This window comes from Gemella haemolysans, from assembly GCF_028308085.1.
Classification (GTDB): Bacteria; Bacillota; Bacilli; order Staphylococcales; family Gemellaceae; genus Gemella; species Gemella haemolysans_D.
Window position 1 is genome coordinate 1 of sequence record NZ_JAQMFS010000030.1, and the last position, 260, is coordinate 260.

Here is a 260-nt window from a genome sequence, read left to right on the forward strand (position 1 = left end):
AACACGTCTCCTGTTTCTGTATTTACGTATTTATCTCCATCTTTACCTTGTTTTGGTTCTGGATTTACTTTTCCGTTTAATACGTCTTTTCCATCTCGTCCGTCTCTTCCGTCACGTCCTGCGGCTCCATCACGTCCATCGCGTCCTGCTGGTCCTTGGGCTCCGTCTTGTCCACGTTCACCTTGAACACCTTGAGCTCCTTTGTCTCCTTTTGGTCCTTTGATGTTTCCTTCTTTTTCCCATGTTCCGTTGTTTTTAAC

1 pseudogene is annotated in these 260 nt (G+C 45.8%); it reads right to left on the reverse strand.

The features are described from left to right. Nucleotides 1–260: pseudogene (locus PNO30_RS02685) on the reverse strand (hypothetical protein); the annotation flags it as partial.